The organism is Candidatus Vagococcus giribetii (assembly GCF_017316185.1).
Classification (GTDB): Bacteria; Bacillota; Bacilli; order Lactobacillales; family Vagococcaceae; genus Vagococcus; species Vagococcus giribetii.
On record NZ_JAFLVX010000015.1, the window covers coordinates 88008 to 111188 of the forward strand.

The window sequence follows — 23181 nt, forward strand, 5'->3', positions numbered from 1 at the left end:
CGTATTCCTATTATATCAAAGTTTTAAAAAGATAATGACAAAAAAAGACTGTGGCACAAGTATAAACTCATGTCACAGTCTTTTATCTTTCTTACTAAGGACTATCTTCTAATGACCAAAGCATTTCACCTTTGTAATGACTCTTTTTATTTCCTACATTTTGTATTAGTTTAATATCCATTGGAATGACAGTTGTCATTTTGTCACCTGTTGTTACATGATCTGTGAATTTTGTTCCTGTTGAGCCAATCGTAACAGGATTACCGTTTCTCTCAAACATTAAATGCCCTAAGAAAACTTCTGATTTGACATTATCTGGTATCGTTTTAATCCCTTTAGGGACAGAAACGTTTAGCTTCCATTCAGGACTCAACGTAGTGTTTATTATTTCAATGTCTTTATTTTGAGTTGCATTACCACCCTTAGGCAAACCTATTTTACCATCAACACCTGTAACTTCTTCTTGTCCAAAATGAAGGTTTGATGCTTCTACAGTCATTTTCCCACCATACTCATAAAGAATAGTAAAATCCTTCGTAGGTACTTTTTGTAATGGCGGTGATTCCTGTCCATCAATCATTATTTTATACTCATTTTTCTTAGGGCTATTATACCAATCGTAAGTAAGTTTGAAATTAGAATCTGCTAATGGGTATTTTTCTAATTCACTCATTAAATCAGCGCCTGAATCAACTGTGTACTTAAATTCATCAACTTCTTTGGGTTGATCACTTATATCTTTATATATTTTTTTACCGTTTTGATCCTCATATACTTGAATAACTGTCATGTTAACTGATTTTTTTTCAAGGTGTGCTTCAATGGTTCTACTATATGTCCCTAAACTCAATTTGATACTATGAGATGTATCTGGTTGCCACCCTCCTGAGGGTTTAGTAGGAATATCAATAATAAAATCAGTTGTATCTGTTACTTCAGTGTATGTATTTGTTACCTTATCTATTTTAAAAGCTCGACCATAACCATAATTAGGATCCTTTACGAATTGTTGTTTTTCAGAGTCAGATGACATGTCCCACTTGTGAAAGTCTATGTTGAAATCTCGTCCCGACACAAAGCTATCAAAGACAGGTTTTCCTTTTTCATGCACCATGATAGGTGCTAAAACAGGACCAGTATTACCAGCCTCATCTGTTATATCCACATACACTTCATAAAAACCTGGAGTTGTCCTGATATGCTCTAAATCGATCCCTCTAGCTTTATCCTCATCACTCACTCGATAAGCAAATTTTAATTTGTTCTTATCAGTAGTTGTTTCATCTTCATAACTTTTTAATGATTTTGTCTGAGGACTATTAAGAGCATTGGCTAATTTTTCTTCGAAAATATATAGCTTCGACTCACCTATTGGAGGGAGTGTATCTTTGATAAGTATAGGAACACTGTCTTCACGTTGCCCCTTATCTTCTAATCGAAGAGTATGATTCCCTGCTTTAATCCTCTTTTTAAAAAATGCATCAAATTCCCATGAGCCATCTTCTTTTACAAGTGTTTCTGTAACAACTTTATTAGTAGCATCACGTATTTCTATTTTTGCTCCAACTGCTGGTTTATTGACAATAGAACCATCTTCTAAATTACGATACGCTGTCGTTCCATAAAATTTGTCTGAGCCATTTCCTACTTGGTATTTTCTAGAACCTATCTCAAACTCCTCTCCAGGTATAACGACAGGAACTGTTATATCATTTGAAACTCGCCCATATTTATTAATATCAAAGGCCTCTATTTTATTTTTTTTAGGTTCAGCAGTCACACTTCCTCTATTTCCTTCATAAAACTGAGAAACTTTTAAATAATCCATATTCTGCCAATATTCATCCGGGTTTTTAACGCCCAATTTATCCCGATTCCAAACACCAAGATCTGAATTATAGACATTAAAATTACTATTTCTAATATCTGCAGGACCAAATCCTCTATAGTACGCTCTAAAGAAATTCCAATTACCAAAATATCTTAAGTCTAGAAGATAAGGATTATCTACATTGACATTAAGTCTGTATGTATAAATCACTCCTGAATTCCCACTTGGATGAGTCGATTCGGCATAAAAAATGGCACCTTCATTAATATTAATATTAGCCATTCCATTCCATGTTTGAGCATCACTCTCATAGTTACCAGCCGATTGAGTATCTCTTTCTGAGGCAATTGTTCTCATAGCTGGGCTTTTACATGTCATTCTCATTTCTCCATCAACGGTAATCGTCGAAAAATTACCAATATTATTATTGTATTCACTATGATTCGTGTTGTGATTTGTAAGGTTGACGCTTGCCTCCTCTTTTACAGTAACTCTTCTCGTACCATCAAAGGCATTTGCCGGTCGTCTTTTTTGATCATCATATCCCGGAAAAGATAGATTCACAGCCCCTCTTTCTCGGGAGAACGGCCCTGCATTATACCAACCACCGTTATAGGTTACTTCTCCTGTAAAATCACCATTAATGAATGTGACATTTCCCCCTTTGGCATTAAAGTTTCCGTTGGTTAATTTATTAACTCCACTGAAAAAAATGTCATCATTTATACCTACAACAAATCCACCACGGGCTTTATCATCTTTTTCGCGATATTCACTCTCATGAGTAATATTTTCAAATACAAGACTAGCTGTTTTAGAAGTAGTTGGTGAGTAAATAAAACCTCCACGTGCATAAGCGTGGTTTTCTCCCCATACTATACTCGGAATCCAGCAAGACTCATTCCAGTAACCACCTCTAACACTTCCATTCTTCATATTAAAATAGTCACTTTGGACTTCTATTTGCCCCTTTGTGCCTGCTATTAATTTATTTCCGTTTAAATCAAGTTCCTTATTGCCTCCCTCAGGAATCACAATACGGGCATTTGCTTCATCATTAGGAAACATTATATCTCCAATCAATTTTATTCTGATTAAAGAATCACTCTGTAATAAATCTTTAAACTCTTTATAAGTAGTAGTTTTCATCTCTACAACTGGAAGTAATTCCAATCCTGACTCTTTGGGTGCTAATGGGCCATAATCAACGGTATAGTATTTTGATCCTAGGGCTTGTAAAGCCATTCCCCCAGCTGTTTGATTGATTTCTTCCTTTACGGTTGAGCTTGTTGTGGATTCATCTACACTACTGAATGTTGTTCCTTCTTCAGAAAATTCAGTAACATATTCAATAGAAGAACTATCAGAAAACGATGTCACTTCTGCTAAAGTATTAATCGGTATCATTAATGCGAAAAACAAACTAATTATAATAAATAATGTCTTTTTCATAGTCTTCTCCTCTTATTTCATCTATATATTTTGTTGAGCTTTTATTTTAAAATACGTCTCATACTTATTATAACACATTTTACGCATGTTTTTTGAACATTATTGTATATTTTACCATACATAACAGTTATTAAAGTTAATATTCACCACTAAAATAGAATTTCAGGCTTTTATTTATTCCAAAATAACATAAAAATGAAGGTGATAAATAAAATATATTTTTCACTATATTAACTAATAAACCTTGGTTATAAAAAAGAAAGAAATAATCACAACGATTATCTCTTTCTTTCCCTTAATTGCTTTTCTTCAAAAATCCTTGTTCTAATATCTTCATCTGTTGACTGGTTTCTTTGATTAGTTCATCAAATTGAGACAAATCAGAGATCGGCTCATGTTGCATTTTAGCTTTAGCTTCTAACTCAATTTGATTAAAGACCATCAAAACCAACTTAACTACTTCTTCTTCTGTAAATTCTTCTTTAATCGGCATTTGCCTAATAATTGAGGCAATAATGCGATAGCTTGTTTGAGTTGTATCTTCAATATAAGCCATAATATCTTTCTGCAAGTCAGGTGGCAACGTTTCTAAATGACTGTAAACTTCAATCATCAACCCCATCTCAAACTCATGGCTTTTGGCGATTGAAAATTTTAACGCCAATGAATACTCAAACAATGAAAGTAAACTGTCTTTTGGGAATTTGTCATAATCAAACAGAGCCTGTAAGGTCTCTATAGCTACGGTGATAGCCGTTGTGTATAGTTTTTTCTTAGACTTAAAGTAGTGAAATACTAACCCTTTTGAAACTTCTGCTTTTTCTGCTATTGTTTCCATTTTTGTACGATGGTAACCACTTGTTGCAAATTCCTGAGTAGCTACTTTTAAAATTTTTTCTGCTTTTTCTTCCATTTAGACGTTTAAATCCTTTCTTTGATAAGTCAGTCTTGCCAAAATAAAGAGAAGAATGCTGATACCAAATAAAATACCTGCAAATCCCCACGAAAAATCTTTTTCAAGAACCGCTGCTGGACCTGCTTGAGCCATTGGTGAGATATCTTTTAGAAAACTCAATTTTTCTTCCAAATCTCCCATAATACCACCTAAGTAAAAGATAAAAACTAAGCCCATACTGATACCAAGATTGGCTTGTTTCAACAAACTAGATAAAAGAAATCCTAGACATAAGAAAAATAAGAGAACAAACCATTCCGTTGCAAAAATCTTACTAAGTCCAATAACTATGTCTTTTGTTGCAAATTTTGTGTTATTGAAAAAAACAGTCGCTCCTAGACTAAACCCATAAATGACTAACCAAAATAAGCCTATCATCGCAATACTTGCCACCATTTTTTCACCAATAATTCGACTGCGACTAACCGGTTGAGCGTAGAGAAATTCAATAGTTCCTTCTGTTTCTTCTTTCACTAGCATTTTACTGCCTAACATTACAGCGTAAATGCTCGCTGCGATAAAGATATATTGAAATACATAAGCAAAATAGCCAGTTGGTTCAATTAAGCTTGGTCCACTATTCAAATGAAATGCTTTTAGCATATTTTCAGGTAAGGAAGATAATTTTGTTGTCATCATATCTGCCATAGCTGAATTGCTCATAGAAGGGAAAATACTCATAAATAAAACGACTATGATGCTTAAGCTAAGTGTCCAAATCAACAGGGATTTTTTATTCATTTGCCATTCAATCTTAGTTATTGTCATGATTCATTCTCCTTACTCATACATCGATAGAAACTTATCTTCTAAATCAAGAGGTTGAATCACTAAATCCTGAATCTCTAGTTGTGTTAATTGACTCATTAACTGATTCATATCTCCTTGGAAGATAAAGCTCCATTGATTGTCTATTTGTTGAATATTGCTGCCACCTAAGGCCACAAGTTGCTCTTTATTTAAGTTACTTGCTTTTATCATGACTTTTTTCTCTAAGTCTTGTCCTTTTTGAAGGGACTCCACTGAAATAATTTGGCCATTCTTTATAAAAGCCGCCCTATCACAATGAGCCTGAATCTCATGTAAATCATGGCTAGATAAAAAGATAGTCATGCCTTCTTTTCGTTTTGCTTCAAGGACTTCAAATAAACGATGTTGAATCATGGGATCTAACCCATTCGTTGGCTCATCTAAAATAAGTAATTTAGGATTTTGTAATAAAGCTGATACAATAGCGACTTTCTTTTTATTCCCTAATGACAACTTAGCTATTTTTTTATCTGGGTCAATTTCAAAGTATGACACATACTCATCAATGACTTGCTCTTTATTTCTAATACCATGAAAATCTGCTGTGTATTTAAAAATATCTCGTGACGTCATATCCTGATAGTACCTCACATCACTGGACACATATCCCACTTCTTTTTTTATGGCTAAACTATCTGTTACGCAATCTAAGCCAAAAATAGAAGCACTCCCTGAAGTTGGAAAGATAAAGTTAAGTAACATTTTAATCGTTGTTGATTTTCCTGCACCATTTGGTCCGATAAAACCAAAAATCTCGCCTTCTTCAATGTTTAAAGACACTTTTTCTACAGCATTTACTCCTTTATACGTCTTTGTTAATTGATTCATTTCAATAATAGCTGACACGCCGAAGCACCTACTTTCTTTCATTGACTTTCAAGTCAACATCAGTTTATTCCTAATTGACCGGAAAGTCAATTTTAAAAAAACATAAAAAATAGGTTGTGAATAAACTCATCACAACCTATTCTTTCCTAATCTATTAAATAACTTTTAATTGTTTTAATTTCATTTCAATTCGATATCCATAATCTTCATCTGCTGCGTAAAAATGTTTCAATTGACGATGAATAATATCAGGATAAGTGACTTGTTTTAAGCCTGATACAATATTATCTGCCAAACGCTCTTTTTCTTCCTCAGTAAAGATATTATAAAGAATACCTGCCTGTGAGTAGAAGTCATCATTGTAATCAAAGTTGCCGACTGTTCCTTGTAGTTCAGCTCGGTAATCTTTATGTTCAGGTGCTTCAACTGGACGGTCAAATCTATTTGGACTGTAATTCACTGATGCACTAGCTTTTATGTAGCTCATACTGCCATCTTGTTGATGGTTACGTAAGTTGTTCTTCGGTGCATTAACTGGTAGATGATGGCTATTGGCACCTACACGGTAACGATGAGCGTCTCCATAAGCAAATAAACGTCCTTGAAGTAGTTTATCTGGAGACGCTTCAATCCCAGGAACAAAGTTACCTGGTGAAAATGTTGCTTGCTCAACTTCATTAAAGTAATTGTCTGGATTACGATTAAGGGTAAAGACACCTACTTCAATCAATGGATAATCTTTTTGTGATACTGTTTTTGTCACATCAAAAATATCACTAGCATAGTTAATACCATCTTCATACGGAATCACCTGAACTGAAAGAGTCCAAGATGGGTAATCTCCTGCTTCAATGGCATTAAATAAATCCTCTGTGTGACAGTCTGGATTAGATCCAGCTAACTCCTCAGCCACATCTGCATGTAGGCATTTAATACCTTGATTTGTTTTGAAGTGGTACTTAATAAAGTGTGGGACACCTGCTTCATTTGTCCACATGTAAGTATGACTACCATAACCATGCATGTGTCTGAATGTTGCTGGAATACCACGATCACTCATCAAGATAGTTACTTGATGCAATGATTCTGGACTTAGTGACCAAAAATCCCAAACAGCATTTGGGTCTTTTAAATGGGTTTGTGGGTTTCTTTTTTGTGTGTGAATAAAATCTGGGAACTTTAATGGATCCCTTACAAAAAAGACGGGTGTATTATTTCCTACGAAGTCAAAATTACCTTCTTCTGTGTAGAATTTAAGAGCAAACCCTCGAGGATCTCTTAGTGTATCAGCTGACCCTAACTCACCTGCTACCGTAGAGAATCTAGCAAACATTTCTGTCTTCTTACCAACAGTTGATAAAAATGCTGCTTTCGTATAATCTGACACATCATTCGTCACGACAAATTCACCGTAAGCTCCAGCACCTTTTGCGTGAACCACTCGTTCTGGGACACGTTCACGGTTAAAGTGAGCTAACTTTTCTAATAGATGAGTATCCTGTATTAAGATTGGACCTCTTACTCCTGCTGTTAATGAATTTTGATCATCTTTAACAGGTGAGCCTTGATTCGTTGTTAAATAATCTGTCATTCAATATTCCTCCGCTTTAATTTATTTTTGGTACACTTATATGCTACATTAGAATAATTATAAACAAAAAACTTATGCTCATATTTCAAAATTTAATCTATTTAACTAGGTAAACTGAACGTAATTTATAAATAAGATTTTTACTTTGTTTTTTAAAGTAAAAAAAGGTCAAAACCATTATCAATAACGGTTTCAACCTTTTTTAGTGAATTATTCTCAACAACTATTTTTCTTTTTTAACTGGTTTGTGATAGACAAAATCTGGGTTTATCTGGTTGTCTAATTGATCAAATGCTTCTTGCATTCTACGTTCAACTTCTTCTAAACCTGCTTTATCTAATTTCTTAATATCAGAAATATCAATAGGTTCTCCAAAAGCTAGAGTGACTCTTTTCTTAGTCCATAACGAGCTAAATTTAACTGGCCCTTGATACACTGCAGGAACAATTTTCACTTTAGCCATCTTAGCAATAACAGCTGCTCCACCTTTTAAATCATCTGAGTAGCGACTACCACTGGGAAAGACCATCACACTTAAATCTGTATTTTTTAAGGCTCTGACAGGTGTTTTAATGGCACTAGGTCCCGGATTATCTCTATCTACTGGAAACACGTGACATTTCTTCAAAATATAACCTAAAATTGGATTTTCAAATAATTCTTTTTTAGCCATAAACGAGAATTTTTTTGGCCAAGCTCCCATGGCAAAATACAATGGTTCATACCATGTTCTATGGGGACCAACTAACACATAATTTTCTTCCTTAGGTAAATTCTCTCGACCAACATAACGGGCATTTGTATTGATAAAAAATGTCAAAAAACGCACAACATATAATAAAAATCGATACATGATTTTTTGTCCTCTCCTTTAAATTCCTTCTCACAGTATGCCGAAATTTTGTCAAACTTGCAAGTTTTTCTTATTTAAATGATGACCTATCATGCTATAATAAACACACTGATTTGAAAGGAAGTTTTCAATGAACGAATTATTACATGAAGGCGAGAGAATTGATCAATTAGTCTCTCAAGGCGTTCAAATTATCCAAAGTCCTGACGTTTTTTCATTTTCACTAGATGCCGTTTTACTGGCCCATTTTGCTTCTATTCCTAAGAGAGGACAGATTGTCGACTTTTGCTCTGGAAACGGTGCCGTCGCTCTTTTTATGGCTCCTAGAACCAATGCTCAGATAACTGGTATTGAGCTTCAAGAACGTTTGGCTAATATGGGAAAAAGAAGTATTCTGTTAAATCATTTTGAAGAACAGCTAACCATGAAACAATTAGATATCAAAGACATATTAACTGAAATTAAAAGTGATTCAGTTGATTTTATTACTTGCAACCCTCCTTATTTCAAGGAACAACCCAATAGTAAAAAAAACCCGAATCCTTATTACGCTATTGCTCGTCATGAAATCCATTTACAACTTGATGATGTCTTTTCTTCAGCATCCAAAATTTTAAAAATGAATGGAAAAATCGCTATGGTTCATCGTCCAGATCGATTGATGGACATTATTGATAGTATGAGAGCTCATCGAATTGCACCAAAAAGGATTCAATTTATTTATCCTAAAGAAGAAAAAGAAGCGAATACCATTTTGATTGAAGGTATCAAAGATGGTAAGACAGACGGGTTAAAAATACTACCACCTCTTTATGTCTATGGTAGTGATAATACCTACCTACCTGCTATTAAGGACATTCTACATGGAACAGCATAAACCTCACTATTTTTATGTCCTTCATTGTAAGGACAATACCTATTATGCTGGCTACACAACAGATTTAGCCAGACGCTTAGAAGAGCACAATAGTGGACGAGGTGCCAAATACACGCGACTTGAAAAACGCAGACCTTTAAAAATGATTCATCACGAATCTTTTTCAACCCGTAGTGAAGCAACGAAGGCTGAATACGCCTTTAAACAACTGACAAGAAAACAAAAAGACAACTACTTAGCCCACTACAACAAAAAGAACAGCTAACCCTTCATAAGGCTAGCTGTTCTTTTTGTTTACTCATCTAAAGCTTCATAGAAATTACCCATAATTGTGACATTCTCTGAAATACTAACAAATGCTTTTGGATCTGAATCCCTCATAGCAATTTGAAGTAACGGAATCTGATCACGAGTAATAATCGTAATTAAAATGGTTTGCTTATTATGATTAAATGCACCTTCTGCATCATTTACAATAGTAATCCCGCGACGAATTCGTCGTTGAACTTGCTCAATCACTGCATCAGGTTTTGTTGTAACAATCATGATTTGCATTTTTTTCTGTTTCGTAAAAACAACATCCACTACTTTTCCATTCACAAAAATTGAGAAAGCACTGTAGAATGCATAAGGCCAACCAAATAAAAATCCTGATGTCATGATGATACAGGCATTAATGATGATGTTTAGTGAGCCGACATTTTTACCAGTCATCTTGCGAATTGTCACACTCACAATATCTAGTCCACCAGATGACAACCCACTTCTTAAAGCAAGTCCGACACCTAATCCACAAACTGCCCCACCAAAAATCGCACAAATAATTGGGTCTTTTGATAACTCTGTGACAGGGATTATCTGAATGAATAGTGACGTCATAAAAACGGAAATCATGGTGAATATCGTAAATTTCCGACTGATTTTGTACCAAGCTAATATAAATAAAGGAATATTTAAGGCGTATAACACAACAGACATGGGTAATTCAATCCCTGTCATATTTTCAGTTAAAGTCACAACAATTTGACCTAAACCAGTCACACCACTGGCGTAAATATGTCCTGGTCGCCAGAACATATTCAACGCTACTGCTTGTAGTATCCCATTAATGATTGCCATCGAGACTTTTTCCATGTATTGTCTATGGAAAAACTTATCTCTGAGGTCTTCTATCTTTTCCATTTTTTCTTTCTAACTCCTTTATACAAAACAACGGATAACAGTGACTTCTATTTTTCTTCCAGTTTAACTGCTAAATGTAATTCTTCTAATTGGTCGTTAGACACGGTACCAGGAGCATCTGTCATTAAATCAACGGCACGATTATTTTTTGGAAAAGCAATTACTTCACGAATATTATCTTTTTTAGCTAATAACATGATTAATCTATCTAAGCCTAAAGCAATTCCTCCATGTGGTGGGAAACCATACTCTAAAGCATCCATTAAGAAACCAAATTGCTCTTGTGCTGATTCTTTTGTAAATCCTAAGGCACTAAACATATCCTCTTGAACATCTCTTTGATAGATTCTAAGTGAGCCTCCACCTAATTCATATCCATTTAATACCACGTCATAAGCTTCTGCATATACTTTTTCAGGAGCTGTTTTTAATAATTCAATGTCACTTGCTTTTGGCATCGTGAATGGATGGTGAGCTGCTGAGTAGCGACCTGCTTCTTCGTCATACTCTAATAATGGCCAGTCTACTACCCATAGGAAATTAAATGTATCTTCATCAATTAAGTCTAATTCTTTTCCTAAACGGTTTCTTAAAGCTCCTAAGGAAGCTGCAACAACGTCTTTTTTATCTGCAACAAACATCAATAAATCTCCCACTTCAGCTTGTGTCGCAGCAATAATACTATCTGAGTGCTCTGTTAAGAATTTAGCGATAGGTCCTTTTAGGCCATCTTCTTCGACTTTCACCCAAGCAAGACCTTTAGCACCAAATTGAGCTAACCACTCACCTAATTTATCCATGTCTTTTCTTGAATAATTAGCCGCTGCACCTTTAGCGTTGATTGCTTTCACTGCACCACCTGACTCAAGAGCTGATTTGAAGACTTTAAATTCAACGTTAGCAACTGCTTCATTTAAGTCAATTAATTCCATATCAAAACGAGTGTCTGGCTTATCCACACCAAAACGAGCCATAGCATCATCATAAGTCATACGTGGGAAAGGCAAAGTAATTTCTTGTCCCATTACTTCTTTCATCACTTTAGCTAACATGTTTTCTGTATAAGTTTGGATTTCTTCTGCTGTTAAGAAACTTGTTTCAATATCGACTTGAGTAAATTCTGGCTGACGGTCTCCACGTAAATCTTCATCTCTAAAACAACGCACGATTTGATAGTATTTATCAACCCCTGCACCCATTAATAATTGTTTTGTTGTTTGAGGAGATTGTGGTAATGCGTAAAAATGACCTTCATGAACACGAGAAGGCACCAAATAATCACGAGCTCCCTCTGGCGTTGATTTGTTTAAATAAGGTGTTTCCACATCAATAAACCCGTGGTCATTTAAGTAATTACGAATCACCATACTTGTTTCATGACGCAATTTTAAATTGTTAAACATTTCAGGGCGACGAATATCCATAAAACGATATTTCATACGAGTATCTTCATTAACATTTTCGTCTCCAATCACAAAAGGAGGTGTTTTAGATTCGTTATAAATAACGATTTCGCTAGCAACGATTTCAATTTCACCTGTCTTCATGTTTGGGTTAACGGCGCCTTCACGTTTAACCACTGTTCCTTTGACACCAATAACAAATTCACTACGACATTTATCCGCAATAGCTAATGCTTCTTCTGATGTTTCGGGGTTGAAGACGATCTGTACAATGCCTTCTCTATCTCTTAAATCAATAAAGATTAAGCCGCCTAAGTCACGACGCTTTTGCACCCAACCTTTAACAGTTACTTCTTGTCCTAATTCTTCAAGGCCAACCAGGCCACAATAAGTTGTTCTTTTATCCATTGTACTTTGTCTCCTTTAATAGTTATCTGATAAAAAATAAAAAAAGCCCTTGCTTAAATAAAGCAAGGACGAATGATTAACTCACACGTGGTACCACCTATGTTTAAGAAATCTAATGCATTTCTTTTCTCTAACGATTAACGCTCGTAACGGAATGATTTTAGTCATTCATCTCCAGAGTGTCTTCACTTTTTATGGACTAATTTCACCAAGGCTAGTCCTCTCTTTTTCTTAAAAAGCTTTCTCTCTTTCATAGACATTGTAATTAAAAATTACTAGATATCTCTTGAATTGTCAAGGGTTTTAAAGGAAATCCTCTTAACTACTTTTATTCCGATTTTTTTGCTATAATTGTTTGTACAAAACTAATAAATTTATCGGAGCTAACATCGTGAGAAATTCAAATACAAGCAAAAATATGATTAGACTATTTCTTTTCAACTTATTAATCATCGGAATGGTTATTGCTGGTTTTTATTTTATGAGAGGAACCAATCAAATCGTAACGGTTCAAACCACAGCTATCAATCTACATCAAAAACCAAGCCCTAATTCAACAGTTATCACTCAAGTCCATAAAGAGGACAAAGTCACTATTAAAGAAAAAAAAGAAGATTGGTACAAAATTCAAACTTCAGACAAAGTTGAAGGTTGGGTTGCTAGTTGGTTGATTTTTGATGGGAAATCCAGTCCCTATACGTACTTACCAGCTGTGATTACTCAAAGAAAAACAGAATTAAAAGAAAACCACAACGAGTCTAGCAAAACCTTAACCACCCTAAAAAAACGAGAGAAAGTCTTTGTCACTCTTGAGTTAAATGGTTGGAGTCGAATTTATGCAGAAGATACTTACGGTTGGGTTCCTTCTGACTCTCTTGAAATCAGAAAGAGCCAACAGCCAAACTTTGACGTAGGCGACTCTTTGCAAGTCACTCTTGATAACACTCATCTTTATAGTTCGATGTCTGAAACAAGTGACGTTAAAGAAACTCTTGCTTATGCAGATAAAGTAACTGTCACAGAATCTGACCATGACTTTTGGTACCAAGTTACAACAAAAGATGGTAAAAAAGGCTATGTTCGCAGTTGGGAAGTCACCACAAATGCCTTAAGTAAAAAAGACAAACGACCAAGTGAACCAAAATCTGAATACACTGTGATGCTTGATCCAGGGCATGGTGGTGAAGATCCTGGTGCAGAGACAAATGATGGCAAAGTTAAAGAAAAAGACTTAACCTTAAAAACAGCTCAAGCAGTCAAAAAAGAGTTAGAAAATAACGGCTACAACGTCTTAATGACTCGTTCAGGCGATGACTTTGTTACCTTATCTCGTATTGCTAAAAAAAGCAATGAAAGTAAAGCAGATGCCTTTGTCAGTTTCCACTATGATTCTTCTGGAAACCCAAATGAAGGATCTGGGACAACAAGTTTTTACCGTCATGATTCGGGACGACCTTTAGCACAAGCAGTTAACGATCAAATCGCTGATATCTTACCTTTAGAAAATAGAGGCTTCGCTATGCAAGATTATCAAGTCTTACGTGAAAATGAGCGCCCAGCTATTTTACTTGAACTAGGTTATATCAACAATGACCTTGATGCTAGTTATGCTCAAAGTCCAAAATACCATCAAAAAGTGGCAGAAGCTGTTACTAATGGCTTAAATACTTATATCGATGGCTTAAAAGAAAAGTAAAAAAATAGGGTGAGTCAAAAGTAGTTTTGACCCTGACTAATAAAGAAAATTCACAGAACAAAAAAATAGCTAACTCTTTTGAGTTAGCTATTTCAGAATGTAGACAAAGTATCAGATTTTTGATACTTTGTCTTTTTTTCTTGGTAAAATAGAGAAAAGGAGCTGATTTCAATGCTGAAAAAACAAGATATGAACAAACGTGATCAAATTGGTTTTTATTCTCTAGAAGATTTGGTTCCCAAGGAACATCTATTAAGAGATATTGATAAATACGTAGATTTTGATTTTATTTATAAGTTAGTTCAAGACAAGTATGATGAATCAAATGGCCGACCTAGTATAGATCCAGTTCTATTAATTAAACTTCCGTTGATTCAATATCTTTATGGAATAAAAAGTATGAGACAAACCATTAAAGAGGTCGAGGTTAATATGGCTTATCGATGGTTTCTTGGTTTAGATATTAAAGATTCAGTTCCTCATTTTTCAACATTTGGAAAAAATTACTCTAGAAGATTCAAAGGGGCAGATATCTTTGAACAAATTTTTTATGGCATTTTGGCACAATGTATCGAAGCTCATTTAATCGATACAACAGAAGTATTTATTGATGGAACACACGTCAAAGCACATGCAAATAATAAGAAATATGAAAGTAAAGAAGTTACTGAGGATACTCTTTTTTATGTAAGTTCACTTCAAAAGGAAGTTGAAATTGATCGAGAAAAAAGATTAAAAAAGCCCTTAAAAAAAAGAAAGGAAAGTGAGAATCAAACAAAATTCAAAAAGATTAGTAAAACGGATGACGAAAGTGGTTGGTTTCATAAAGGAGAACATAAACAGGTATTTGCTTATGCCACACAAGTGGCATGTGATAGAAATGGCTGGGTTCTGGGATACACGACTCATCCAGGAAATCACCATGATAGTCGCACGTTTATCGATATTTATACGAAACTACAAAGTCATTTTACTTTATATAAATTAGTAATGGATGCCGGATACAAGACACCAGGGATTGCTCATTTATTATTTCAAAATAATTTAACACCCGTCTTTCCTTACAAAAGACCAATGACCAAAAAGGTTTTTTTCAAAAAATATGATTATGTTTATGATGAATACTTTGATCAATATATTTGTCCTAATATGAAAGTTTTAAAATATACAACAACCAACAGAGACGGTTATCGGGAATATAAAAGTAGCCCTGCTGACTGTAGTCGTTGCCCTTTAATCGCTGATTGCACTGAATCAAAAGAAAAGAGAAAACAAATTCAACGACATTTATGGGAAGAAGACATGGAGCGCTGTGAAGATATACGTCATTCTCTTGGAATGAAAGAAATATACAACAATCGAAAACAAACTATTGAACGATTGTTTGGAACAGCGAAGGAATTTCATGGACTACGTTACACTAATTTAGTTGGTAAAGAAAAAATGCACATGAAAATTGGGCTTACTTTCGCATGCCTCAACATCAAAAAATTAGCAAAAATGCTTAAATTAAGAGACCTGGAGGGCTCTATTTTTTTGCCTATTTTCAAAATTAATGATGGAATACAAAAAAACAAACCAATTACTCTTATTGAGTAACTAGTTTGTCTTCAATCTGAAATAGCTAACTCTTTTGAGTTAGCTATTTTTGTTGTTTTTTTATGGAATCATACCCCATACTAATGCTGCTAATAAACCACCTAACATAGGTCCAACAACTGGTACCCAAGCGTAACCCCAATCAGAGTCACCTTTGTTAGCGATTGGTAATAATTGATGAGCAATACGAGGTCCCAAGTCACGGGCAGGGTTGATTGCGTAACCAGTAGGTCCACCTAAAGATAAACCTAATGAAAGAATCAATACACCAACGATTAATGGATTCATACCATCAGCAAATGTTGTACGACCAAATGCTAGTAAAGCAAATACTAATACAAATGTTCCGATTAACTCAGTAATCATGTTTGAGAATGGACTTCTAATAGCAGGTCCTGTTGAGAATGTTCCTAGGATAGTTGCTTCGTCTTTTGTCGCTTCCCAATGAGGCATGTAAGTTACCCAAACAAGAGCAGCTCCAACAATACCACCTAAAATTTGAGCAATGATAAACGGTGCTACCATGTTCCAACCAATGTTACCTGCAACAGCCATACCTAATGTTACTGCCGGGTTTAAGTGAGCTGGTCCCATGAAACTTGAACAGTAAACAGCGATTGTTACTGCTGCACCCCAACCTAATGTAATAACAACCCAACCAGCGCCTTGTGCTTTACTTTTGTTTAATGATACAGCAGCTACTACACCATTACCTAAAAGGACTAAAATAAGAGTTCCTAAAAACTCACTAAAAATTTGTAATGTATCTCCACTCATAACTTAATTCTCCTTCTTTAAATTCATTAATTTTGATTCGTTTATAACTTCTTCTAATTCTAATAAATAAGTTCTTTTCTCGCTCTCGCTCCAACTAAAATACCCTGCCATTGTGTTGATTACTGGCTCTTTTAATCGATCCAGTTGATCACTAATAAATAATAAATAGTTAGTTCGTCTTAGTAGGTAATCAACAGGTGTTAATGTCATTTCATGATTTAAAGAATAGAGCAAACTAGCACTCTCTCCTATCGTTAAACCTGGAATACTCTCACCAACGTAAGTTAATACTGTAGGCATATTAGAACCGTACAGATTAGCTAAAAATCGAGCTTCTTCCATGTCTAACCCTTTTTCAACACCTAATTGAGCAAATCGAGATAATTCTTCTTCAACCTGTTGTCCATCAAAATGACCACCTGAAACAGGATAGTGACTTGAGTCAATCAAACTAAATGGTTTGCCTTCTTTTTCTGTCAATAGACGAGCAATTAACGCAGTTGCACCTTCAGCCATCAAACGATAATCCGTAATCTTACCACCTGCTAAGGTGATTAAACCACTCGTCGTTACTTCTAAGCTACTTCCTCTTGAAATAGATGAATTACTTGTTTCAGGGACTGTGCTTTTAGCTGATTTGATTACTTTTTCTACTTGCTCTTTTGTCATATCATGAACTAAGTAAGCTGAAACACTGGCAACAATGTCATCAAAACTTTCTTGAGTCATACCATGAGTTACTCCGCCATTGTAATCAGATCCACCATTTTCAGCGATCAACGGACGTAAACCAGCCCAACTCGCTTCAATATCACTTAGCTTAATCTGAGCTTCTGGAAACTGATGATTAATAATTTGGAGGAGATAAGTCACATCTTCTTGCGTTACTCTCGGATGTTTCAAATCACCTGTGTAATCAGTATCTGTCGTACCAAAATACGTTTTATTTTCTCTTGGAATAACGAAAACCATACGCCCATCATGTCGACCTGTATCAAAATAAGTAGGTTGAGAAACACTTAGTTTACTACGATCAACTACTAAGTGAACTCCTTTAGTTGGTCTCATCACAGCTTTAAACTCTTGCTCTTTATCAAGCTGACGAATGGTATCTGACCAAGGACCAGTTGTATTGATCACTACTTTGGCATGAATTTCATAAACGTCATTGATTAATTGGTCTTCTACTTTAACACCAGAAATTTGTCCCATATCATCATAAATAAAGCCTATTACTTTTGTTCGACTTAATAAATGAGCACCATCACTTGCTGCTTGTTTGATGTTTTCAATCACTAACCTCGCATCATTGTTGGTGTAATCTAGGTACAAACCTCCACCTAATAGCCTATCCGTATTGATTTTTGGTACTCTTTTGATAACTTCTTCACGACTCAACACTTGATTGGTATATCTTGTATCAGTTACTTGAGCTAGTTGATCGTATAAATCCATAGCTACTTTTACTGAGAACATGGAAAACGTTGAACCAGGCTCATCATAAATAGGTAGTAACATCGGACTTGGCTTTGGAATATGCGGAGCGATTCGTTGAACTGTTGCTCGTTCTTTTACCGTATCTGCTACAACTTCCACATCGAAATTTTTTAAATAACGAATACCACCATGGACCAACTTAGTCGAACGTGAAGAGGTACCTTCTGCAAAATCTTGCATGTCTACTAACGCAGTGGTGATGCCAGAAGCTGCTGTCTGAACAGCAACTCCTGCACCTGTTATCCCACCACCAATAATTAAGCAATCCACTGTTTCTTTTTTTAACACTTCTTTTGATTTCTCACGAGTTTTAAGGGAAAAATGCATCTCAATTATCCTTCATTTCTATTAACTATTTTTTACCAATGCGTTTGAATGTTTGTGTTGCTGCTACTGCTTCTTTCCAGCCTGCATATAAATCGTCTCTTTCTTCAGCAGCCATATCAGGTGTAAACGTACCACCTTCACCTTGGAACTCTTTTAATTCATCTAAATCTTTCCAGAAACCAACAGCAAGTCCTGCTAAATATGCAGCGCCTAGAGCAGTTGTTTCTAAGTTAGGTGCACGCGTCACGTCAATATCTAAAATATCTGCTTGGAATTGCATTAATGTATCATTTTTAGCCGCTCCACCATCTACTTTAAGAAGTGGGATATCAATGCCTGCATCTTCTTTCATAGCATCGATTACGTCTTTAGATTGATAAGCAAGTGATTGTAGTGTCGCTTTAACAAAGTCTTCTTTTGTTGTTGCACGAGTTAAACCAAAGATAGCCCCACGTGCATCTGAATCCCAGTAAGGAGCTCCTAATCCTGTAAAGGCAGGAACCACATATACACTGTTATCACCAGTTGATGCTTTAGCAATTTCTTCTGATTCTGGTGCTGTATCAATCATACGTAAACCATCACGTAACCATTGAATCGCAGAACCAGCAACGAATACACTACCTTCTAATGCGTAATAAACTTTTCCATTGATACCATAACCAATAGTTGTTAGTAAGTTGTTTTTTGAAATTTGTGGTTTTTCACCTGTGTTCATCACGATGAAAGCACCTGTACCATATGTGTTTTTAATCATACCTGGTTCAAAAGCTAATTGACCAAATAATGCAGCTTGTTGGTCCCCAGCCATACCAGAGATTGGTACTTCGCTACCATAGAAGTGGAAGCTCTGTGTATGTCCGTAAACTTCTGAGTTACTTTTCACTTCTGGTAATAGAGATTTTGGAATGTTTAATAATTCTAAAATTTCATCGTCCCATTTTAAGTCCATGATGTTATACATCATCGTACGAGCTGCGTTTGAGTAATCAGTTACATGAACGTTACCATCTGTTAACTTCCATAATAACCATGTATCGATTGTCCCAAAGGCTAATTCGCCTCTTTCAGCACGTTCTTGAGCACCCTCAACATTATCTAAAATCCAACGAACTTTTGTTGCTGAGAAATAAGCATCGACTACTAAACCTGTTTTTTTGTGAATCATGTCAGCGTGTCCATCTTCTTTTAACTGATCTGCAATCGGAGCAGACTGACGTGATTGCCAAACAATCGCATTGTAGATTGGTTTTCCAGTTTTACGATCCCAAATAACAGTCGTTTCACGTTGGTTAGTAATACCAATACCTTTGATGTTAGTTGGTCGAACACCAGACTCAATCAATGCACCTGCAATAACAGATTGAACAGAATTCCAAATTTCATTTGCATTATGTTCAACCCAACCAGATTCTGGGAAAATCTGAGTAAACTCTTTTTGTGAACTTCCCACATTGTTACCTGCTTTGTCGAAGATAATTGCTCTTGAACTTGTCGTTCCTTGATCGATCGCCATAATGTACTCTTGTTCTGTCATTTTGTTTCCTCCTTCAATAGTTAAAAAGATAACGCTTTCTTTTTTCCGTACATCTATGATAACGTTTTTTGAGCCATTTAAACAGTCATTTTTTTAATATTTTTATAAAAAAAGTGACTGTTTGACAAATAAATATACTATTAATAGACGAAAGCTTGTCACCTATACCTTTTCACAAAGATTAAGCGTCAAAAAAAATACTATTAATAATTCTAATAGTATTTTTAAAAGTTATTTTATCCTAATAAACTCCTGTTTAGTTTAGGATTATTCTTACTCGCATAGATTCGTCGAATGTTTTTTCTAATGCGTTTTAAGTCATAGGTTGTTCCTAACTCTGAGAAAACATAATAGTCTGAGTCCCATTTCCCTTGGTATTTATTAGTTAAAATCAAATCATAAGTTTTTCCTGGCTCATAAACTTCACAAATAACGCCATTCATACTACTAAGCTGTAGCATCCACATGTTGCTCGTAGCTTCTTTAAACAATGGATCCATCTCTAGAGCAATCCCTACTGTTACATCACGTTTCATGACATTGTCTAAAATTGCCATAATACTTAGATACTTAATTTCAGTCATAATGAGTAATTGATGGTGTGTCTCTTCTGAAAGTTTTAGTTGCTTTTTAGCGATTTTCGTTAAGTGCGTGGTTAACACTCTCATTGAATGACCTGACAAATATGCTTCCATTGACCAAATATTATCTAAATCATACACTTCAATATCACCTTTAAAAAAGTAAATTTTAGGGTGGATTTGAGCCAACAAGAAATAAATATGTTTTTCTAATTTTCTTGGCATAACTAAGGGCTTATAGTACATCAATAAACTCTCTAAGATGACTGTATCTAGTAAAGCTGTCGGCGTAAACCGAGATCTGACTAAAGCATAATCATCAAAATCTTCTTCTGATAGAATTCCCATAGCAATTAAGAAGACAAACTGAAGTAAACTTTCCTCATCAGCAACTTCAAACGCATAATTACCAAATAACCTAAATGTTATTTCTCTAATTTTTAAATAAAGAGGATCACGCTCATAAAGAATCGCCTTTTGATTCAATTGCCTAAAATCTTGATTAGCCATAGCTACTCTTTTTTTAGTAATACGTAGCCATAGACTTACTTTTTTCTGGCTTTCCTCGGATAAATGAAGTTCTAAGGCTTTTTCTATCATAGCAATATAACCTTGCTCACTGGTTTTTATCTCTTCTTTCCTTGATTCTGTTAAATACCAAAAAAATTGAAAATAAAAATAACGAATCTGACTTTCTTCACCTACTAATTTGCCTTGCCAAATACTTATGTCAAACTCTTCTAAGACTTGATTAATTTCTTTGATTTTTCTAAATAGAGTTGATTCACTTAGCTTAAGTTCATTAGATAAAAACACAGGTGAAAAATCACCATGTTGGAAAATATAATGCAATATGTTGTATTTAATACTTGCTAAGTAGAAATCAGTCTCCACTTGAGTCATTGAAAAAGAATTAGTCATGCTCAAATCAAGAGAATTACCTTCAAAGGTTAACGTAATTTCACCATCATATTCTTCTAGAGTAATTTGTAAGTCTTCTACGTAAGATTCTAGTGACGATTTAGAAACACCTAGCTCTTTAGCAAGTGTCGACAAACTTCCTTTACCGCTAGACAACATCAAATGCTTTAATAAATTTAGTTGAGTGGCTTCTTTTTTTTCTAATAAGTTATCATACTTCATGACTTTATCCTCTTTGACTTAACTTGATCATATCGGCTACTGGATTGGCAAACAAGGGGTGATAAAAGTAATCTTTTTGGGCTAACTCTTGAATGCTCATTTCTAAATCAATAGCTAGCGCATAGGTATTAATCTTTTCGAGGATATTCACTTTAGCTATCATCTGAACCCCTAAAAGTACCTGAGTATTTTTGTTGTAAGTAAATTTAATTTTGACAGGTTCTTTTTCCACTGTGGATAAAGGAAAGTTCAGCGTCAATGTGGCTACTGAACCTGGGTATAAAAATGAATCTGCTTCTGTTAACCCACAACTGGCTAAATAATAATCAAACACACACGTTCCAATGATTCGAATTGCCCCGTGATAAGGGGTAGTTTTTGTTTCTAGATTTTCAGCACACACATGAGCTGATCTCACCGCATTATTAATCAGAGGTAGGTAAATCGATTGCTCTAGGAGTAAAGATGGTACTTGAACCAAGTCTCCAATCGCAAAAACATCTGGTTGAGACGTCTCAAAGTATGCATCCACCTTAATCGTTTGATCGGCATGGAAAGCTAATTCTCCTTTAAAAATCGATAAATCCGGTCTAACATTAGTAGCTAAAAAGGCGGTGTCTGTCCTTATTTCTTCTTGTTGAGTCACTAATGTCACCTTATCTTCTAGCCCTTCACTTTGTATATCTTTTACTGTCTGAGAAAAATAAGTAGTGACATAATCATTTTCTGCTATCTTTTCTAAAAATGGTTGTAAGAAATCTTCGTCAAAGGATTTATACAAGGGATAGCTCATGCTTTCAATTAAGCTAACGTGCTTGTGTTGTTTGACTAAAGAACTAGCTAACTCCATTCCAGTTTGACCAGCCCCAATAATCGCTACCTTTTGGCTGGATTTGATTCTCTCCACAGCTAATTGAGCTTGTTCTCTTTTTTTATAAGTTAAAAAGCCTGGATGATCACTAATCAATTTTTGTGAATGTTGAGACGATCCCATAGCTAAAACCAGTTTGTCATAGTAGACAGCCCCCTTAGTTGTTTCCACACAATGATTAACAAAATCAAAGTCTGTCCCACGAACGCCTAATTCTAGGTGAATACCTTTTTTGAGTAAGTGCTCTTTTGTCGTAAAAGTGGCTTCATCTAGAGAAGAAATCACACCGTTCATCAAAAGAGTTAGCCCACTGGGTAAAAAGCCTAATTCTTTTTCTTGTTCAATCAAGACGACTTCATCATAAGGATGTAGCTCTTTTGTTCTAATCGCACAATGAACTCCCGCAAACGAAGCACCAATAATCACAACCTTCATCATAAAACCCCTTTCATTTTTCCATAAGTAAAAGAGAGAAAACGAATTGCTTCAGTCATCTCTCTTTATTTGTTTATTTATTATCTGTGTCAAAGACGATAGTTACAGGTCCATCATTCTCAATGGCAACAACCATATGTGCCCCAAACTCTCCTTCTTTAACCACTAACTCTTCATCTCTCAAAGACTCATTGAAATAACGATATAGTCTTAACGCCTCATCAGGATGTGCTGACTTGGTAAAACTTGGACGATTTCCTTTTTTCGTATCTGCTAGTAACGTAAATTGGGAAATAGATAAGATGCTTCCTCCAACTTGATGAATATCTAAATTCATTTTACCCGCTTCATCCTCAAAAATTCGCAAGCCATTAATTTTTTTTACTAAATAATCAGCTTCTTTTTCAGTATCTCCTTCTTTAACGCCTACTAATAACACATAGCCTTGTTTGATACTGCCAAGCTCTTCTGAATCAACTGAAACACTAGCTTGACTCACTTTTTGCAAAACGACTTTCATGGTATCTC

The 23181-nt window shown here is 35.1% G+C and carries 18 protein-coding genes; 4 read left to right on the plus strand and 14 right to left on the minus strand.

Annotated features, from left to right (window positions below):
* Positions 1 to 94: 94 nt before the first annotated feature.
* The 6 genes from DOK76_RS05340 to DOK76_RS05365 form a co-directional block, all read right to left on the minus strand.
* Entirely contained in the window at positions 95 to 3283 is a 3189-nt protein-coding gene (locus tag DOK76_RS05340) for a hypothetical protein (protein WP_206965518.1), read from the minus strand.
* Positions 3284 to 3578: 295 nt separating this feature from the next.
* Positions 3579 to 4196 carry a TetR/AcrR family transcriptional regulator gene (locus DOK76_RS05345; protein ID WP_206965520.1) on the minus strand — a complete coding sequence of 206 codons (618 nt, stop codon included), beginning with the start codon at positions 4194 to 4196 and terminating at the stop codon, positions 3579 to 3581.
* Positions 4197 to 5006 (minus strand): ABC transporter permease subunit, encoded by an 810-nt coding sequence (locus DOK76_RS05350; protein ID WP_206965522.1) that lies wholly within the window; start codon positions 5004 to 5006, stop codon positions 4197 to 4199.
* A 12-nt stretch (positions 5007 to 5018) separates the two neighbouring features.
* Entirely contained in the window at positions 5019 to 5894 is an 876-nt protein-coding gene (locus DOK76_RS05355) for an ABC transporter ATP-binding protein (protein ID WP_370590096.1), read from the minus strand.
* A gap of 136 nt (positions 5895 to 6030) precedes the next feature.
* A complete protein-coding gene (locus tag DOK76_RS05360) occupies positions 6031 to 7467 on the minus strand; it encodes a catalase (protein WP_206965526.1) in 1437 nt (478 codons plus the stop codon).
* Between the two features lie 223 nt (positions 7468 to 7690).
* Complete coding sequence (locus DOK76_RS05365) at positions 7691 to 8320, minus strand: lysophospholipid acyltransferase family protein (RefSeq protein WP_242542212.1); 630 nt, start codon at positions 8318 to 8320, stop codon at positions 7691 to 7693.
* A 130-nt stretch (positions 8321 to 8450) separates the two neighbouring features.
* Here DOK76_RS05365 and DOK76_RS05370 point away from each other — a divergent pair, with 130 nt between their 5' ends.
* Both DOK76_RS05370 and DOK76_RS05375 read left to right on the plus strand, forming a co-directional pair.
* Positions 8451 to 9197 (plus strand): tRNA1(Val) (adenine(37)-N6)-methyltransferase, encoded by a 747-nt coding sequence (locus DOK76_RS05370; protein ID WP_206965528.1) that lies wholly within the window; start codon positions 8451 to 8453, stop codon positions 9195 to 9197.
* A complete protein-coding gene (locus tag DOK76_RS05375) occupies positions 9184 to 9462 on the plus strand; it encodes a GIY-YIG nuclease family protein (RefSeq protein ID WP_206965530.1) in 279 nt (92 codons plus the stop codon). The genes DOK76_RS05370 and DOK76_RS05375 overlap by 14 nt, the downstream gene beginning before the upstream one ends.
* A gap of 29 nt (positions 9463 to 9491) precedes the next feature.
* Here the strand turns inward: DOK76_RS05375 and DOK76_RS05380 are convergent, their stop codons facing one another.
* Together DOK76_RS05380 and aspS are read right to left on the minus strand one after the other, a co-directional pair.
* Complete coding sequence (locus DOK76_RS05380) at positions 9492 to 10370, minus strand: YitT family protein (protein WP_370590098.1); 879 nt, start codon at positions 10368 to 10370, stop codon at positions 9492 to 9494.
* Positions 10371 to 10426: 56 nt separating this feature from the next.
* Positions 10427 to 12190, minus strand: a complete 1764-nt coding sequence (gene aspS / locus DOK76_RS05385) for an aspartate--tRNA ligase (protein ID WP_206965532.1) — start codon at positions 12188 to 12190, stop codon at positions 10427 to 10429.
* A 391-nt stretch (positions 12191 to 12581) separates the two neighbouring features.
* Here aspS and DOK76_RS05390 point away from each other — a divergent pair, with 391 nt between their 5' ends.
* Complete coding sequence (locus DOK76_RS05390; RefSeq protein WP_206965534.1) at positions 12582 to 13886, plus strand: N-acetylmuramoyl-L-alanine amidase; 1305 nt, start codon at positions 12582 to 12584, stop codon at positions 13884 to 13886.
* A gap of 171 nt (positions 13887 to 14057) precedes the next feature.
* Positions 14058 to 15485: an IS1182 family transposase gene (locus DOK76_RS05395; RefSeq protein WP_441006653.1), complete on the plus strand. Its 1428-nt coding sequence runs from the start codon at positions 14058 to 14060 to the stop codon at positions 15483 to 15485.
* 60 nt (positions 15486 to 15545) lie between these two features.
* Here DOK76_RS05395 and DOK76_RS05400 read toward each other — a convergent pair whose 3' ends face one another.
* The 6 genes from DOK76_RS05400 to dtd form a co-directional block, all read right to left on the minus strand.
* Positions 15546 to 16262 carry an MIP/aquaporin family protein gene (locus DOK76_RS05400; RefSeq protein ID WP_206965536.1) on the minus strand — a complete coding sequence of 239 codons (717 nt, stop codon included), beginning with the start codon at positions 16260 to 16262 and terminating at the stop codon, positions 15546 to 15548.
* A gap of 3 nt (positions 16263 to 16265) precedes the next feature.
* Positions 16266 to 18086: a type 1 glycerol-3-phosphate oxidase gene (glpO, locus tag DOK76_RS05405; protein WP_206965538.1), complete on the minus strand. Its 1821-nt coding sequence runs from the start codon at positions 18084 to 18086 to the stop codon at positions 16266 to 16268.
* Between the two features lie 25 nt (positions 18087 to 18111).
* Positions 18112 to 19623, minus strand: a complete 1512-nt coding sequence (glpK, locus tag DOK76_RS05410; RefSeq protein WP_206965540.1) for a glycerol kinase GlpK — start codon at positions 19621 to 19623, stop codon at positions 18112 to 18114.
* A gap of 236 nt (positions 19624 to 19859) precedes the next feature.
* A complete protein-coding gene (locus DOK76_RS05415) occupies positions 19860 to 21347 on the minus strand; it encodes an AcpB/EbpR/MafR family transcriptional regulator (protein WP_206965542.1) in 1488 nt (495 codons plus the stop codon).
* Positions 21348 to 21351: 4 nt separating this feature from the next.
* Complete coding sequence (locus DOK76_RS05420) at positions 21352 to 22653, minus strand: NAD(P)/FAD-dependent oxidoreductase (RefSeq protein WP_206965544.1); 1302 nt, start codon at positions 22651 to 22653, stop codon at positions 21352 to 21354.
* A gap of 73 nt (positions 22654 to 22726) precedes the next feature.
* Complete coding sequence (gene dtd, locus DOK76_RS05425) at positions 22727 to 23173, minus strand: D-aminoacyl-tRNA deacylase (RefSeq protein ID WP_206965545.1); 447 nt, start codon at positions 23171 to 23173, stop codon at positions 22727 to 22729.
* Between the last annotated feature and the right edge of the window lie 8 nt (positions 23174 to 23181).

Coding starts and splice junctions, on each gene's coding strand:
- DOK76_RS05340 (WP_206965518.1), bottom strand. CDS start 3,283: ATGAAAAAGACATTATTTATTATAATTAGTTTGTTTTTCGCATTAATG.
- DOK76_RS05345 (WP_206965520.1), bottom strand. CDS start 4,196: ATGGAAGAAAAAGCAGAAAAAATTTTAAAAGTAGCTACTCAGGAATTT.
- DOK76_RS05350 (WP_206965522.1), bottom strand. CDS start 5,006: ATGACAATAACTAAGATTGAATGGCAAATGAATAAAAAATCCCTGTTG.
- DOK76_RS05360 (WP_206965526.1), bottom strand. CDS start 7,467: ATGACAGATTATTTAACAACGAATCAAGGCTCACCTGTTAAAGATGAT.
- DOK76_RS05365 (WP_242542212.1), bottom strand. CDS start 8,320: ATGTATCGATTTTTATTATATGTTGTGCGTTTTTTGACATTTTTTATC.
- DOK76_RS05370 (WP_206965528.1), top strand. CDS start 8,451: ATGAACGAATTATTACATGAAGGCGAGAGAATTGATCAATTAGTCTCT.
- DOK76_RS05375 (WP_206965530.1), top strand. CDS start 9,184: ATGGAACAGCATAAACCTCACTATTTTTATGTCCTTCATTGTAAGGAC.
- aspS (WP_206965532.1), bottom strand. CDS start 12,190: ATGGATAAAAGAACAACTTATTGTGGCCTGGTTGGCCTTGAAGAATTA.
- DOK76_RS05395 (WP_441006653.1), top strand. CDS start 14,058: ATGCTGAAAAAACAAGATATGAACAAACGTGATCAAATTGGTTTTTAT.
- DOK76_RS05400 (WP_206965536.1), bottom strand. CDS start 16,262: ATGAGTGGAGATACATTACAAATTTTTAGTGAGTTTTTAGGAACTCTT.
- glpO (WP_206965538.1), bottom strand. CDS start 18,086: ATGCATTTTTCCCTTAAAACTCGTGAGAAATCAAAAGAAGTGTTAAAA.
- glpK (WP_206965540.1), bottom strand. CDS start 19,623: ATGACAGAACAAGAGTACATTATGGCGATCGATCAAGGAACGACAAGT.
- DOK76_RS05415 (WP_206965542.1), bottom strand. CDS start 21,347: ATGAAGTATGATAACTTATTAGAAAAAAAAGAAGCCACTCAACTAAAT.
- DOK76_RS05420 (WP_206965544.1), bottom strand. CDS start 22,653: ATGAAGGTTGTGATTATTGGTGCTTCGTTTGCGGGAGTTCATTGTGCG.
- dtd (WP_206965545.1), bottom strand. CDS start 23,173: ATGAAAGTCGTTTTGCAAAAAGTGAGTCAAGCTAGTGTTTCAGTTGAT.